The organism is Arthrobacter globiformis (genome assembly GCF_003261175.1).
GTDB classification, from domain to species: domain Bacteria; phylum Actinomycetota; class Actinomycetes; order Actinomycetales; family Micrococcaceae; genus Arthrobacter; species Arthrobacter globiformis_A.
The window spans coordinates 72529-87758 of sequence record NZ_QLNP01000062.1; the positions used below are offsets into that span (position 1 = coordinate 72529).

Here is a 15230-nt window from a genome sequence, read left to right on the forward strand (position 1 = left end):
TGTTTGCTCCCGTAAGCGATTATTGCTCTGGAAAGTCGGCTTCATCCGCTGGCGGCCTGCCATCTCTTGCCTGCATGGACAAAGGTTTGCAAACGCTTTGGACCCATGACCACTTGCTGCCGTGGGCGGCAAGTGGTCATGGAACATCAATTATTTTGCGGGATCCATCTTTAGTTTGACCAACCATGAAATCGCGGAGACTACGGCGGCGGCCGCCGGGATACCGAATGTGCGTGCCATAAGTGCAGTTTCATCATTGGCGAAGAGGCTGCTGTTCCCGGCATCCAGGACAGCCAAACCGAGCCCGACGCTCAAAGCCAACACGACGCCATAGGTGATAAACAAAATGATCTGGCGTGGCCTCTCCTTCTTGTACTCCGGCTCGCCTTGCAGGATGTTCACTACACCCACGGCTCCGGTAAGCAAGGTTGCAGCGGCGTTACTGCTCAGGAAAAACGACACAACGATACCGGCCACAGCAATGCTAACGAGAACGATTGCCATCCACCCGCGGCCAGAATCTGGCAGAAACGGTCGCCTATTGCTTGTACCAACTGTTGACAAAATGATCCCCCTGAAAGTTTCCGTCTCTATTGACGTCAGCTCGAATGTCGAACCTCAGAAATCTTATATCCAAACAATTGCGAAAATGCATGGCAGTAGGGCACCGCGCCAGCTCCTGATCTCGAAGCGCACCTCACTTGGACGAAATCAACGGCGGGGACCTATAGGTGGCCTTCCTGTTGATGTTGAAAGAAGTTGTTGGGGCTATTAATTGCCGTAACTCCTTACTCCATCCTCGACCTTTTGGCCGGACCGACCAGAAGCAGCACACCGAGATGACCGGACTTAAGCGTGACTGGGCGGTTGCTCGCTCTTGTCCAACAAGCCCGTACCACTTGCTACGCTGGATTCCCCCGAACAAACGCAAGCGAGGCAAACGTGCACGAGGACGCCGTCCGGTTCCTGTCCCAGCCGGTGGAGGCCCAGCCCGGCTCGCCGCTCCGGGTCGCCGTCTACTCACGGATCGCCGAAGCCATCCGCAACAACCTGCTGCAGCCCGGGTCGATGCTCCCCACCGAGACCGAGCTCGGCACCGACATGAAGGTCAGCCGCACGGTGGTCCGCGAGGCACTGATGCTGCTCGAGGAGGACGGCCTCATCCGCGCCCGCCGCGGCGTCGGCCGGTTCGTCTCCGACACCCTCCCCCGCATCGGCATCGAACGCATCCGCCCCTTCGAGGAAGTCCTCGGCGGCCCCGGCCATCAGGTCGAGATCAAGCGCATCCAGGTGGAGAAGCAGCCGGCATCCGAATTCGTCGCCCCCGGCGTCGGCGTCGAACCCGGCAGCGACGTCTGGCTCTGGGACTCCGTCCTCCTCCGCGACGGCGAACCCATCGCCCACCTCCAGGAAAACATCTCCGCCCTCCCCGTCAGCTTCGCCGGCGGCGCCGCGGCGCCTTTGGAAATTAACGACGACGGCGGCACCACCTTGCTCACAGCTCTCAACAAGGCAGCGGGCCGGGGACTCGGGCCGGGCGAGTGCCAGATCGGCCTGAGCCAGGTGGGCCCGAGCCGCGCCAAGCTGCTGGACCTGCGGGCTTCGGACCCGGTCCTCGTGCTGACGCAGTACGTCAGGCACGCGAACCGGCCCTTCTACCTGGCCAAGTGCCTCATCGCCGACCGCGCCGGGCATCTCTCGGTGATGCAGTCGCTCCAGTCCTGAAGCCGGCCGGCACAGAAGCACCCACAGGTGGAGCGCCTGATCGAGCGCTTCCGCGGCCGCGAGGAACTGATAACGCTTGATGGGCGGTGGACGGCCTACGGCACGGACGTTGCCGACCGCAAACGGTGTAAGCGGGTCTAGAGGATAGCGTTCATCACGTTCCAGCCGACACCGATCTTGATTCGAGGGTAACCGCCGGGGTTGGAGTACCTCCACAATGTCCCGCTCGAGTCCCTGGAAAATATATCGGTCATGACGTCACCGTTGAAGTCGCCAGGGCCGGCGATGGCTGTCATGCTGTTCCCCGCGGAACTTGTCTGGACTCGCGGCTGGAACCCGCCTTTCCCGTTCGCGCGGTAAAGCCAGAGCTTCCCTGTGTTATCCCGGGCGACGAGGTCGCCTTTATGGTCTCGGTCGTAGTCGCCCCCAACGATGGCCGTCATTACGTTCCAACCTCCCCCAATGCGCGTTCGGAGTTGAAAACCTCCGGCCCCGTTGCCCGGGTATAGCCAAAGGGCGCCACTGGAGTCCCGAGCGATAACGTCCGCCTTGCCGTCGAAATTGAAGTCCCCCGGGCCGACGATGGCCGTCATGATGTTCCAACCGCTCCCGACCCTGGCCCTTGGCAAAAAGGTCCCCCTGCCGTTCCCGGGATATAGCCAGAGGTTGCCAGCACGATCTCGCGCCAGAACGTCCGCTTTATTGTCCGCGTTGAAATCGCCAGCACTGGAGATTGCGCTCATCGCATTCCAACCCGCGCCAATCCTAGATCTGGTTCCGACAGACCCCCGTCCGTTTCCGGGGTACAACCACAGTGCTCCGCTGCTGTCTCGTGCCAGAATGTCCGCTCGTTTGTCCCCATTTAGGTCCCCGCGCATGGCTAGGATCGTGACTTCATAAGTGCGTGCAATGTCACTGATAATCACTGTCTTGTTCGCGGCCAGCTCGGTCGATGCCGCCGTGCTCTGGAGTGACCACGTGAAGCGGTCCAGCCACCCTTCGCGATAAACGGTGGCCCGGGCAAGCAGTGGGCCAGAAAACGTGTGCAGCGGGATGTCTGAAGCTACCGGATTGACTACCGAACCGTTCAGCCCAACGATCCGCGGCAGGGAAAAGGTTGATCCGAGGACATGACTGACTCGTTGATCCTGATAGGCCAGCACGGTGAGTCTGCTGAGTGCGGGAATCTTCCCTAGCGGAGAGAAGTCGGTTGTGTTTAGGCCGGGGGCCAAGAAGATCGATTTCACGCATCGGCCGGGCGTGCAGCCAGCCGCGTTGATGCCCGAAAGTGGAGCTAGATTCGTCACTCCCGGGACGTTCAGCCAGAGCTCCGATTCGCAGCGTTGTGGTGTGCAGGCCAGATTAATTCCGGACAGCGGGCCGAGATCGGTTATTCCTGCTCCGCCAAGGTTGACGAACTGAACCGTTGGAGGAATGTTTGAGATTCCTGCGACGTCCTTGTTCGTTCCATCGATGACTGAGATAACTCTGAGCCTGGGGATGCTGGCCAGTGCGGTCCAGTCGTTAACAATCCCTCCGCTCTGTACAGTGATTTCCGTGGCGTCGGTCAGAGCGGAAAGGTCGATGCCCTCGCCAGTGCATTGATAAGAGACGTCAACAGACACCGCAAGCCGGTCACAGCCGGGAGTGGAGGTCTCGGCCGCGTAGGCGGGAGCGAGACCTGCCAGCATGAAGACAGCGGTCAGCGATGCCGCAACGAAGCGTTTGAACAAGAGGATCCCCCAGAGGCGAGCGCGAGTCATCACCCGATTGACGCAATGAAAATCGCTATCACTATAAGCCATTCGCTTGTGTCTACTGCAGTTGCGAGTCGGGGACCAGAAAGCGATCTGGGCTCGTACCGATGCAAGCTCGAAGAGCCCCTCGTTCAGTCAGCCGAGTCCCGCCCGTGAGCCGCCTGCTGCCGGGCATACGGGTACTGCTCCGGCGCCAAGGCGATGAACGTGACGGTCTCGAGCCCGGTTAGCTGACCTCAATCTGGCGCATCCGAAGCCATCCGCAACAATCTTCTGCACACCTGATGCTCCCCACCGAACAGAGCTCGGGAGCGACACGAAGGTCTGCCGCACCGTGGTCGGCCCGAGCCGCGCCAAGCTGCTGGACCTGCGCGGCTCGGACCCGGTGCTGGTCCTCACCCAGTACGTCCGCCACGCGAACCGGCTGTTCTACCTGGCCAAGTGCCTCATAGCCGACCGTGCCGGGCACCTCTCCGTGATGCAGTCGCTGCAGTCCTAGGACCGTTGCATTCAAGCTAGGGGCAGGTACCGCCGACGGCCCTGCAGGCGTTCACCCGGCCATAGGTCCATTCGGTGCCGGTGCCGGCAATCTTGTCCGCGGTTGATTCGACGCTTGCGCGGACTGCGGTGTTGGTGGTGCCGGCAGGTGAGCTCCAGGCAAGCGCAGCGACGCCGGCCACAGCAGGTGAAGCCATCGACGTGCCGCTGGCGATGTCGTAGCCCATGGAGCGGCCGCTCTGACGGCCGATGGCGAACGGGTGCTTCGGGAACGTCGAGTAGACAGCTACCCCCGGCGCTGCGACATCCACCCACGGGCCGTAGGTTGAAAAGGAGGCTTTGGCATCGTTGTTGTCAGTCGCGGCGACGGCGATGACGTTGGGGTAAGCGGCCGGGTAGAACTGGTCCGGGGTACCGGCGTTGCCGGCCGCTGCTACGATCACCACCCCTCGGTTCCACGCATTATTGACGGCAGTCTCGAGGGTCTGTGATGAAACGCCCTGTCCGAGGCTCATGTTGATGACCTGGGCACCGTTTTCAACGGCCCAGTTGATGCCATTTGCAATGGCCGACGTGGAGCCGGATCCGCTGTCGTTCATGACCTTGCCGTCCAGGATGGAGCAACCGGGGCATACACCGGAGACACCCGCCGTGTCCTTGGCGGCGGCAATAATTCCGGCCACGTGGGTGCCGTGCCCGTAGTTATCCTCCCCGGTCGCCGCAGTACTGAAGTTGGCGCGGGCAGCAACCTTCGGCGAGATGTCGGCGTTGTCGCTGGCGACGCCCGTGTCGAGCACGGCAACCTTAATCCCGTCTCCGGTGGTGACGGCCCATGCTTCGACGGCGTCCACATCGGCGTCGGCTTTGCCCCCGGCCACGGTTATCGTGTTGGTGGTGTCGGTGAACGACTGGCCCTCGTTGTGCAAAGCGTACTGCCGAGGGAAATAGTCGGGGTCGGGTTCATCGACAGCCGCCGTAACGAGCTCGTCCGGCTCGGCGTACTCAACGGCCGGGTCCAAGCTCAAAGATTCGATGAGCTGAGATTCCTTGCCGGCCGGAACCTTGACGAGGTGCGCGCCGGTGCTGCCGATCCCAGCACCTTCGCTGAGGCCTTGCTGGCGCAGTAGGCCAGGTGCCGCGCTGTTCTCGCGGAACTTCACGATGATTTGGCCCGCGCTGTGTTCATGTTCGGCGGCCGCGTTGCCGGGGCCCACCGCGTTGCCCGGGGCTGCCAGGGTGATCGCGCCGAACCCCATGACTGCCGCTGCGAAGCCTGCCATGGCGATTTTTTTCATACGGAGAATCCTGCTCCACACTGCTCCAGTGTGGATAGAGTCTGGCGGCACATTACGTACCGGCGTCACTCATGACGCGCTACGTCGCCCTGCAACTCGGACACCTCCGCCCGCCATGAGATTCGGGCTAAGTGCAGCTGCCGCGGACGGCCCTGCATGCGTTCACCCGGCCATGGGCCCAGAAGGTGCCGGTGCCGGGAATCTTGTCTGAGGTCCATTCCACGATTGTGCGGACCGACGTGTTCGTTGCTCCCGGATGGGAGCTCAGGGACAGCGCCGCAGTCGCAGCCACGATGGGCGAGGACATCGAGGTCCCGTTGCCGCCTGTCGCCACGTTCCAGGCTTCGACGGCGTCCACGTCGGCGTCCGCTGTGCCCGCGGCAACGGACAAAGTGCTGCGACTCCGTTGCCGCGTTGCCCGGCCCAGCCACGACAACTGCCCCGAACCCCATGACAACTGCGGCAATGCCGGAAAATTACCGCCGCCGCCGGTGCCCACGCGCAGCTATTGGCACCTGGGCTGGTAGGTCGGAGCGGCCGGGCCGGACACCTGGGCCAGTGCGTGGGCCACAATCTGGTGCACCACCGGGTCATTCGGCGCCTGGTCGTGTTCGAAGGCGTCGGCCGGGCACTTGTCCTGGATGGTGATGTTGGTGACCTGCCGCGCCGGACCGTTGAGGAACTGGCTGTTATAGGGAACGACCACTTCGTCGTGGACCGTGGAGATGACAGTGTAGGAGGGTCCCGCTACAGTGTCGCCGATGGAGTTGAGCTTCTGCATGAAGGCCGACCCTGCCTGCTGATCGGCGCAGGCGGCACAGCCCAGTCCGGTGTAGTTGGGATCCGGGACGACGCCCGGTGCGGGGACGATCACACCTTCGGTGCCGTGGTTGGAGGGTGCGATCCCGATGAGCTGGCGGACATACTTGGCCCCGCCGAGGAAGCCCATGTAGTAGCGGGGCATCATGCCGCCCTGGCTGTGGCCCACGAGGTCCACCTTCTTCGCGCCGGTGGCGGCGCGCACTGAGTCCACGAACGGGGCGAGTTCCTCTGCGGATTTGGCCACCGGGGCGGTGGCGTACACGCCGTTCGTCTCGCCGTAGTTGAGGGCGAAGACGCAGTACCCGGCGCTCTTGAGGTACGGCGAGAGGGTGGACCAGTTCTTTTCCATGCTCTCGAAGGTTCCAGGCACCAGGACCACCGGATATGGGTGCTCGGCAGTTGGTTTGCAGGACCAGTCATTCGCTCCGGGCGGGGAAACTTGCACGGTTCCCGCATGGGCGGGAGCCACGGCCAGGGAACCGGCAAGAACGGCAATGGCGGCGGCGGACAGGGTCTTGGTGAGCAGTGACATAGAAACCTCTTTGTTCGCGTGTCAGGAGTGCGGGCCCAGCAGCCGTCCGTATTCAGCGGAGTCGGCCAGGGTTGCCCGGGTACCCAATGTAGGCAGCCCGGGGTCCGGCCCGGCGATGGTTTTGCACGGATGTGCGCGGAAATCGGCTGCCGGAGCGAAGCGGCCTGTGCTGGCTGAACGCTTCCGCCGCGACATAAAGTTACTGGCCAGTACGCGGTTTCCCGCGCCTGCTGTTCAAGGAAGACCGCCCAACGCACCTGCACAAACGTGCAAGACCGAAGTCCGGAAGCAGGTCGGGGAACGTCGGCGGCTGCCGCCGATGAATTCTCCGAGACCAGGAACCCGTGGAACAGTGACGCCGTGACCTCCGCGGGGTCCAGGCCGGCAGCGCCCTCGGCTCCCCCAGCCTTCGCGCCGATTGGCAAGGCTGGAACGACGACGGCGGGACTACCTTCCGCCGGAGACTTCCGTCAGCGTCGTCCAACGACAGCCGCTCCGGAGTCAGGCTTGGAGTGCTCTCCCCTGATAAACGGTGTACTCGCACTGCGCCTGCACCAGCCGTACCCACTTGCTGGTCATCCAGGCAAAAGGGCAGACCGGGTCGAAATAGAAGTTGATGTCGGCAGTCACCTCGGCGGGTTCACCCGATGGCTTGGCTGCTGTCGTACCCCAGTGCACGGCTGGCTTCCAGTCCCGCACGGGCTACCACCGGCCCCAGCCGCTCAACATCGGCGGGCCCGATCCGCTGGGTGGGGAACCCCAGGCCCACAGCACACGCAAGCCGTCCGGCATGGTCGAACACCGGCGCGCTGATGGAGCCCACGTCCTGGTTCCGTTCCCCGAAGGCAGCGAAAAACCCCTGCCGGCGGGCAACAGCCGCCTGCTCCCGGAGCGTCTCCAGAGACACCGGGGTATCCGGCGTGAAGCCCTCGAGCCCGCGCTCGTCCAGAGCATCCCAGGCCCCGGGGTCGAACGCCAGGAAGATTTTGCCGGGGGCACCGGCATGCAGCGGCATAACCATGCCCACCATGAACGGCCGCATCACGACGTGCCGAGTCTCGGCTACCGCAACGATGGTCCGGAAGGCCCCGTCCCGGACGTACAGGCAGGCAGTTTCGCCGGTTTCGTCGCGCAGCTGCTGCAGGACCGGCTTCACCAGCCGGACCACGTCCAGCCCGAACGTTCCCGGCGTAGCCCAGCGCACCAGCCCGATACCGATCCGGTACCGGTCGCCGTCGCGGTCCAAAAAACCTTCCCGGAGCATGTTCTGCACCAGCCGCTGGCAGGTGCTGGACGGCAGCCCCGTCTTCCGGATGATCTGCTGCAGCGTCGGCTCGGGCTCCTCCACCGAGAAACAGTCCAGAATCTCCGCCACCTTGTGCAGGACCAACAAGGGGGAAGCCCCATTTCCCGGTTCCTTCACCACTGTTCAAACGCCCCTTCAATTTTCTTACCCCGGAAGCCTCCAGCTTAGTGAGCCGGGAGCAGCGTCGGGACGTGATCCATTTGACATCCCCCATGAGTGACCCACATCATGGGATTACAACCCACTTTATGGGTTTGACCCAAAAACACACCCCAGCACAACGACGTGGAGAATCCATGAGCACCGCAGCAGCCTGTGAAACCGCCCCCGAGCCCAAGCGCCCCGGGATGAGCCGTGTGGGACTGATCGTCCCCAGCTCCAACACCACCATGGAGACCGAGCTGCCGGAACTGTTCCGGCGCCAGGCCGAGGCAACCGGCCACAAGTACACCTTCCACTCCGCCCGCGCCGGCATGAAGAAGGTCACGCGGGAAGAACTGCTGGCCATGGTGGGCAAGGCAGCCCAGTGCGCCGAAGCGGTCTCCGACGCCGACGTGGACGTCATCGCCTACGCCTGCCTGGTTGCCGTCATGGCCCAGGGCCCCGAAGCCCACGAGGGCTCCGAGCAGGTCATCGCGGACGCCGCAGCCGCCAACGGACACCCCGCCCCGGTCACCAGCAGCGCCGGCGCCCTGGTCCGCACCCTGCATGAGATCGGCGCCCTCAAGGTCGCCATGATCACCCCCTACATGAAGCCGCTGACCAAGATGGTGGTGGACTACATCGAGGGCTCCGGCATCACGGTGCTGGACGCCATCAGCCTCGAAGTAGCGGACAACCTCGAAGTCGGCTGCCTTGACCCGCAGAACCTGCCCGCACTGGCCCGCAGCCTGAAGCGCGAAGGTGCGGACGCCGTCGTCCTGTCCGCCTGCGTCCAGATGCCGTCACTCGCCGCGGTCCAGGCGGTGGAGGACGAGCTCGGACTCCCCGTCATCACGGCGGCCACCGCCACCACGTACGAGATCCTCAAGGCGCTCGGCCACCAGCCCGCCATCACGGGAGCGGGCAGCCTGCTGTCCGGCACCGGCGTCCTCACTCCGACGAACGCGTAGGCGGCTGGCACCATGTCGCTGTCACTCATCGCGTTCCTGGTGCTGGTGGCGGCCTTCGCCGTCGGGTCCTTCACCAAGATCAACGCCGGGCTGCTGGCCACCGTCGCCGCATTCGGCGTGGGCACCCTCCTGGCCGGCATGTCCGTCAAGGACGTCATCGGACAGTTCCCCGCCGGCCTCTTCTTCATCCTGGTGGGCGCTACCTTGTTGTTCGCCATCGTACGGATCAACGGCACCATAGACCTGCTGGCCTACTGGGCTGAACGGCTCGCAGGCGACCGGAAGATCCTGGTCCCCATCCTGATGTTCCTGCTGACGGCAGCGCTGGCTTCGGCCGGCGCTTTCACGCCCGCCGCCATCGCCATCGTCGCCCCGGTGGGTCTGGCGCTGGGCATGCGGTTCGGCATCAGCACCCTGGCCATGGGCCTGGTCATCGTCCAGGGCGCCAACGCCGGCGCCTTCTCTCCGGTCAACCCCTTCGGTGTCCTCGGCAACAAGATGCTGGATGGCGCCGGAGCCGGTGACGGTTCTTTCAAGCTCTATGCGTACTGCTTCGTCTTCAACGCCATCCTGGCCGTGATCGCCTACGTCCTGGTGCAGGCCATCATGAAGCGCCGGGCAGCCAAGGCAGACGCACGCCACGCGGACGGCGGTGACACTGCTGTTAAGAACGACGGCGGCGCTGACGCACCCGAAGCAAACGGCGCTTCAGGCTCCGGCGGCGCCGGAACGGGCGTACTCACCGCACCGGCACAGACCACTGTGACCGCCAGAACCAGGACCACCCCGGAGAAGGTGGCCGCCACCCCCATGCGAATCCTCACGCTGGTGGGCATCGCCTCCCTGCTGGTGCTCACCACCGTCCTGGGACTTGATGTCGGTGTCGCCTCGCTGGTCATCGCCGCGGTACTGATCGTCCTGGACTCCAACGTGCAGAAGCCGGCGGTGGAAAGCATGCCGTGGTCGGCCATTATCCTGGTCACCGGCATCGTCACCTACGTGGGCATGCTGGAGAAAATGGGTGCGCTGAAGGAACTCCAGGAAGGCATCGCCGGCCTGGGCAACAGTTCCCTCGCAGCCCTGATCGCCAGCTACGTGGTGGCCATCGTTTCAGCCTTCGCCTCCACCACCGGAACCCTGGGCGTCATCAGTCCCGTAGTCGTGCCCATCGCCATGGACCCGCTGCTCACCCCCGTCGGCGTGGTCACGGCCATCGCCATCAGCTCCTCCGTGGTTGACGTCAGCCCCATGTCCACCAGCGGCGCCCTGCTGATGGCCAGCGCCCAGCCCAAGGACGAGCGGATGTTCTTCCGCGCGCTGCTGCTGTGGGCCATCGCGATGATCGGCGTGGTGCCGCTCCTCGTCTGGTTCCTGTTCGTCCAGCTCGGACTCGGCTAAAAGCCCCGGGCTGAAGGGAGAGGGACGTCCTGGTCGGGCGTCCCTTTCTCTTTCCCACGCAACGCGGGCCGGCTGGCCCTAGACGTTGGGACGGAAATGGCCGGGCCAGTCCTTCAGCCGGATGCGGGTCAGGTCCTGGATGTCGCCGAGCGTGCCCCACTCATCCAGCCCCAGCCGGGCCAGTGGCTCCAGCAGGTCGATCCGCGGGTGGCTTCCATCGAGCACGGCATCGCTCACGGCGGCATGGGACACTTCACCGAAAACCAGGGTGGAGTCCCCCATCGGCAGCACGGAATGGAGGCGGCATTCCAGCACCGCCGGTGATTCCTTAACGCGCGGCGCAGCTACGGTGAGGCTCGGCTCCCGGGTCAGGCCGGCGGCATCGAACTCGCTGACGTGCGGCGGGAAGTTGGTGCCGGTGGCGTTGACCTCTTCCAAGAGTGCGGCCGGGGCCAGGTTGACGACAAATTCTCCGGACGCGGTGATGTTGCGGAGCGAATCCTTCTCGCCCACCGACGTGAACTGCACGATGGGCGGGTTGGTTGAGGCTACGGTGAAAAAGGAGTGCGGGGCCACGTTGTCAACGCCCTCCGGAGAAACGCTCGAAACCCACGCGATGGGCCGGGGCACCACCACTGCGGTAAGCAGCCGGTAGAAATCGCGGGCGGACGTCGCCGTGGGACTGAAATCAGTTCGCATGCTGCCAGACTAACCGGCGCAGCAGCCAGGAAAGGACACAGCATGAGTTTCCAGCCGTACCGTTCACCATCCACCGGATGCCCGGTGCGCGCAGTCCTCTTCGACACCTTCGGGACCGTGGTGGACTGGCGCACCGGCGTGGCACGGGAGGTGGCAGCTTTCGCCACGGCACAAGGGGTTGCCCTCGACGCGTACGCGTTCGCCGACCGCTGGCGGGCCCTCTACCAGCCGGCCATGGAAGCCATCCGCTCCGGACAGCGCAGCTTCACAAAGCTGGACACACTCCACCGCGAAAACCTTGATGAGGCCCTCCGGCATCACGGCATCAAACCGGAACGGGTTTCCAGGCAGACCCTGGCGGAGCTGAACAAATCCTGGCACCGGCTGCCGCCGTGGCCGGACAGCGTGGCGGGCCTGGCAACGATCCGTCGCCACTACATCGTGGGGCCGCTGTCCAATGGCAACACCTCACTGCTGCTGGACATGGCCAGGAACGCCGGCCTGCCGTGGGATGTCATCATCGGTTCGGACATGACGCGCACCTACAAGCCGTTGCCCCAGGCCTACCTCCGGACGGCGGAGTTCCTTGACCTCCACCCGGGGGAGGTGATGCTCGCGGCGGCCCACAACAATGATCTGCACGCTGCCAGGGAAGTGGGCCTGGCGACGGCGTTCGTGGCCCGCCCCACCGAACACGGCCCCGGCCAGGTGAAGGACCTGGCTCCGGAAGGCGACTGGGACCTTGCAGCGTCAAGCGTCACTGAACTGGCGGACCTGCTCGGGGCCTGAAACCGTTTGCGCAACAGACGCGCCAGACCTTGCACGGGGGACGCTACGCTGCCGCGGGGAACGCCCCTGCCCCTGCCAGCCCTGACCGCGGGTCCGTACCGACTATGCCGCAGATCCAGCGGCCCAGTTCCGTCGCCTTCTGCACGTCAATGCCTGTCTGGAACCCGGCGCGCCCGAGCATCCATGCGAGGTCCTCAGTGGAGACATTGCCCGCTGCGCCGGGAGCGAACGGGCATCCTCCGAGACCGCCAACGCTGCTGTCGAACACGTCGACGCCCGATGCCATGGCCGCATAAGTGTTGGCCAGCGCAGTATGGCGGGTCTCATGAAGGTGCGCCCTCAGCTGCAGGCCGGTTTCCTCGCGCAGCCTGGCGAAAGTCTCGCCGACCTGCCACGGCACGGCGCACCCGATAGTGTCCGCCAACGCGACTTCCGCCAGATTCGCGCGACCCATCGCACTGCGGACGACGTCGAGAGTCTGTTCCATCGGGACGTCACCTTGGTAGGGGCAGCCAAAGGCAACGGCCGCGGTAACGCTGAGCGGAATGGATGCCGAGGCAGCGATGTCCGACACTTCCTCCAGAGCCGCGAGAGCCGCCGCAACAGTGGTGTTCTGGTTGGCGGCGGCGAACGCATCAGTCACCGGGAGCACGTAGTTCATCTCGTCCACCCCGGCGTCGACGGCACGGACGGCACCCCTGGTGTTTAGCACCAGGCCGATGTAGCTCACGGCGCCGGTGCGCGGGACCGCTGCCATGACGGCGTCGGCATCGGCCATCTGGGGAACAGCCTTGGGGTTCACAAAACTGACGGCTTCGATCCGCCGGGCACCCATCCGGATCAGCTCTTCGATGAGCCGGACCTTGTCCTTCGTGCTCACGGGGGTCTTCTCGTTCTGCAGGCCATCGCGCGGGCTGACGTCCACGATCGAGACGGGCCTGGTTCCATGGGCGAACATCAGATTGCTCCTTCGTTGCGCGCATTCTGCAACTCTTCGTCGGTCAGGTCCAGGAGACCCTGGTACACATCGGCATTGTGGGATCCATGCGCCAGAGGCCCGTTCCAGCTGATCCGGCCGGCGGAGCGGGTGAGCTTGGGGACGATTCCCGGCTGGACCACGGCACCCAGCTCGTCGTCAGCCACTTCCACAAGCATGTCCCGGGCCTTGAGCTGCGGGTCCTCGAAGATATCTTCAACAGTGCTCACGGTGCTGTTTGGAACACCGTCTTCATCGAGCAGGCTGACCAGCTCGCCGGCGGTGTAGTGCCCCGCCCAGTCGGCGATGATTCCTTCGAGCTCCTCCTGGTTGCGGCCACGCTGCGCATGGTCGCGGTATTTCGGGTCCTCAGCGAGGCCGGGCATCCCCATCGCTTTGGCCAGGCGCACGAAGACCGAGTCCTGATTGGCCGCGATGACAACCCACTTGCCGTCGCTGGAGCGGAAGATGTTCGACGGCGCTATTCCCTTGAGTCCCGAGCCGCTGGGTCCGGGAACAATACCGGCGGCGGCGTAGTCGGGCACAGCGCTCTCCAGCAGCGAAAAGCACGCCTCAACGAGCGACACATCGACCACCTGGCCGGTCCCTCCGCGGGCATCCCGCCAGTAGAGTGCCAGCAGGATCCCCTGCAGGGCATACAGCGAGCCGAGACTGTCGCCCAGGGAGATACCTGTGCGGGGTGGCGGCTGGTCGGGGTAGCCGTTCAGGTGCCGCAATCCGCTGCGCGCCTCAGCGACGGACGCATAACCCGGCTTTGACGCTTCCGGACCAGTCTGTCCGTATCCGGAGACCCGGGCAATGATGAGGCCGGGATTGATTTTCCACAGCTCTTCAGGGCCGAGGCCAAGCTTTTCCATGGTGCCCGGGCGGAAGTTCTCCAGGATGACGTCTGCTTCCTTGCAGAGCTCAAGAAAGAGCTCCCGGCCCCGCGGGGCTTTGAGGTCCAGGGTGACGCACTTTTTGCCACGGGACTGCACGGACCACCACAGGGTGTGGTCCTTGACCCGCGCGCGGCCCCATTCGCGCATGGGATCCGGCCTGTCCGGTGATTCGACCTTGATGACTTCGGCGCCGAAGTCGGCCATCTGCCGTCCCGCGAAAGGGCCGGCGATCAGAGATCCCAGTTCGAGGACCCGCACTCCGGCCAGCGGGCCCGCACCATCACCCGTGATTGTGGTCCTGTTTGCAGTGGCTGATACTGCTTCTTCAGCCGGCCTGCGGCCGCCCTCGTCCGCGGCGTCCTTGCCGCGCTTCGCTGTGCCGGTTTCGTAAACCTTCATCAAATCTCAACTCCTGATTCCTGATGCGGACCCGGTGGGCGCCGTACACGCGGACGGGCGGTCCAGGACGCTCCGTCGCACGGGAACCAGTATGCACTCATCTCTTCATGTTGTGAATATAAAATCACGATATGGGTACTTCCTCGGAGGGAAGGCTCCCTCCGATCAGCCGGGTACCTTCGGCGGCCGCGGCCACGACGGGCTCTATCCAGGAGGCGCACACGTCGTAGGGCATCCTCATGGTGGGCCCCATCACGGTCAGCGCACCGTAGAGCTCAGCCTGCGGACCGAAGATCGGAACGGACAGGCCACTGGCCCCGGAAACCCGCTCCCCGGTGGTGATGGCGAAACCGTCGGCACGGGTCTTGGTGACGGCAGCATCAAGGCTTGCCGCGTCCGTGATGGTCTGGTTGGTGATGGACCGGAGCCCTGACCCGTAGACCCTTTCCGCCAGGTCGGTGTTCCAGGCGAGCAGCACACGGCCTGCCGAACCGGCGTGGATCGGCATGATGTCGCCGACCTCGACCGCCCTTCGAAGAACGCGCCGGGTCTCGGCCAACGCGACGCAGACCCTACTTCCCTGCGATTCCCTAAAAATGCAGACCGTCTCGCCCAGCTCATCCCGCAATCGCCGAATCACGGGCGTCAGCAGTTCCAGGAAGTCAAGACCCTGCCGGGCGGGCGCCGCCCAGTGGGCCATGCGTATCCCGATCCGGAAATGGTCACCGCGCCGGTCGAGCATTCCCTCGTGCACCATGTTGGTCACCAGGCGCTGCACCGTGGAGTGAGGCAGACCGGTCTCCGCCCGTAATTCGGCGAGGCTCATTTCAGGCCGGATCAGCGAAAAGGCATCCAGGATGGACGTGATCTTCTTTAGTACCAGCAACGGGGCGGCGGCGTTTTCGGTTGCGCTCATGGGTCTATCCCGGTTCCTTCTTCTCCCAGGGCGGGGCAGCGGCTATTCGCAGCCCCCTTGTAGTGTGACAGACGTTACTGTTAGCCTAACGTCCACTATATGGC

The 15230-nt window shown here is 64.3% G+C and carries 15 protein-coding genes; 5 read left to right on the forward strand and 10 right to left on the reverse strand.

The window, feature by feature from the left end:
- Positions 1-150: 150 nt before the first annotated feature.
- The gene (locus DBZ45_RS04610) at positions 151-504 is read right to left on the reverse strand and encodes a hypothetical protein (RefSeq protein ID WP_111902771.1); all 354 of its coding nucleotides are present in this window, start codon (positions 502-504) and stop codon (positions 151-153) included.
- A 438-nt stretch (positions 505-942) separates the two neighbouring features.
- Between DBZ45_RS04610 and DBZ45_RS04615 the strand changes: the two genes are divergently transcribed.
- Complete coding sequence (locus DBZ45_RS04615) at positions 943-1725, forward strand: GntR family transcriptional regulator (RefSeq protein ID WP_111902772.1); 783 nt, start codon at positions 943-945, stop codon at positions 1723-1725.
- Positions 1726-1862: 137 nt separating this feature from the next.
- On the opposite strand, the gene DBZ45_RS04620 is transcribed toward DBZ45_RS04615, so the two are convergent.
- A complete protein-coding gene (locus tag DBZ45_RS04620; RefSeq protein WP_111902773.1) occupies positions 1863-3530 on the reverse strand; it encodes an FG-GAP repeat domain-containing protein in 1668 nt (555 codons plus the stop codon).
- A gap of 286 nt (positions 3531-3816) precedes the next feature.
- Between DBZ45_RS04620 and DBZ45_RS04625 the strand changes: the two genes are divergently transcribed.
- The gene (locus DBZ45_RS04625) at positions 3817-3981 is read left to right on the forward strand and encodes a hypothetical protein (RefSeq protein WP_223256920.1); all 165 of its coding nucleotides are present in this window, start codon (positions 3817-3819) and stop codon (positions 3979-3981) included.
- A 16-nt stretch (positions 3982-3997) separates the two neighbouring features.
- Here the strand turns inward: DBZ45_RS04625 and DBZ45_RS04630 are convergent, their stop codons facing one another.
- The 4 genes from DBZ45_RS04630 to DBZ45_RS04645 all read right to left on the reverse strand — a co-directional run bounded on the left by DBZ45_RS04630 (position 3998) and on the right by DBZ45_RS04645 (position 8022).
- A complete protein-coding gene (locus DBZ45_RS04630; RefSeq protein WP_111902774.1) occupies positions 3998-5275 on the reverse strand; it encodes a S8 family serine peptidase in 1278 nt (425 codons plus the stop codon).
- A 127-nt stretch (positions 5276-5402) separates the two neighbouring features.
- A complete protein-coding gene (locus tag DBZ45_RS04635; protein WP_223256921.1) occupies positions 5403-5666 on the reverse strand; it encodes a S8 family serine peptidase in 264 nt (87 codons plus the stop codon).
- Positions 5667-5780: 114 nt separating this feature from the next.
- Positions 5781-6629: an esterase/lipase family protein gene (locus DBZ45_RS04640; RefSeq protein WP_111902775.1), complete on the reverse strand. Its 849-nt coding sequence runs from the start codon at positions 6627-6629 to the stop codon at positions 5781-5783.
- A gap of 640 nt (positions 6630-7269) precedes the next feature.
- Positions 7270-8022 (reverse strand): IclR family transcriptional regulator, encoded by a 753-nt coding sequence (locus DBZ45_RS04645; RefSeq protein WP_223256922.1) that lies wholly within the window; start codon positions 8020-8022, stop codon positions 7270-7272.
- A 209-nt stretch (positions 8023-8231) separates the two neighbouring features.
- On the opposite strand from DBZ45_RS04645, the gene DBZ45_RS04650 reads away from it, so the two are divergent.
- A complete protein-coding gene (locus tag DBZ45_RS04650) occupies positions 8232-9047 on the forward strand; it encodes a maleate cis-trans isomerase family protein (protein ID WP_111902777.1) in 816 nt (271 codons plus the stop codon).
- 12 nt (positions 9048-9059) lie between these two features.
- Positions 9060-10445: an SLC13 family permease gene (locus tag DBZ45_RS04655; RefSeq protein WP_111902778.1), complete on the forward strand. Its 1386-nt coding sequence runs from the start codon at positions 9060-9062 to the stop codon at positions 10443-10445.
- A gap of 78 nt (positions 10446-10523) precedes the next feature.
- On the opposite strand, the gene DBZ45_RS04660 is transcribed toward DBZ45_RS04655, so the two are convergent.
- On the reverse strand, positions 10524-11144 hold the full coding sequence (locus DBZ45_RS04660) for a flavin reductase family protein (protein WP_111902779.1): 621 nt from the start codon (positions 11142-11144) through the stop codon (positions 10524-10526).
- Positions 11145-11186: 42 nt separating this feature from the next.
- On the opposite strand from DBZ45_RS04660, the gene DBZ45_RS04665 reads away from it, so the two are divergent.
- Positions 11187-11933 carry a haloacid dehalogenase type II gene (locus DBZ45_RS04665; protein ID WP_111902780.1) on the forward strand — a complete coding sequence of 249 codons (747 nt, stop codon included), beginning with the start codon at positions 11187-11189 and terminating at the stop codon, positions 11931-11933.
- 43 nt (positions 11934-11976) lie between these two features.
- Here the strand turns inward: DBZ45_RS04665 and DBZ45_RS04670 are convergent, their stop codons facing one another.
- The 3 genes from DBZ45_RS04670 to DBZ45_RS04680 form a co-directional block, all read right to left on the reverse strand.
- Positions 11977-12891, reverse strand: a complete 915-nt coding sequence (locus DBZ45_RS04670) for a hydroxymethylglutaryl-CoA lyase (protein WP_111902781.1) — start codon at positions 12889-12891, stop codon at positions 11977-11979.
- Positions 12891-14210: a CaiB/BaiF CoA transferase family protein gene (locus tag DBZ45_RS04675; protein WP_111902782.1), complete on the reverse strand. Its 1320-nt coding sequence runs from the start codon at positions 14208-14210 to the stop codon at positions 12891-12893. The genes DBZ45_RS04670 and DBZ45_RS04675 overlap by 1 nt, the downstream gene beginning before the upstream one ends.
- Before the next feature lie 124 nt (positions 14211-14334).
- Entirely contained in the window at positions 14335-15126 is a 792-nt protein-coding gene (locus DBZ45_RS04680) for an IclR family transcriptional regulator (protein ID WP_111902783.1), read from the reverse strand.
- Positions 15127-15230: the final 104 nt, after the last annotated feature.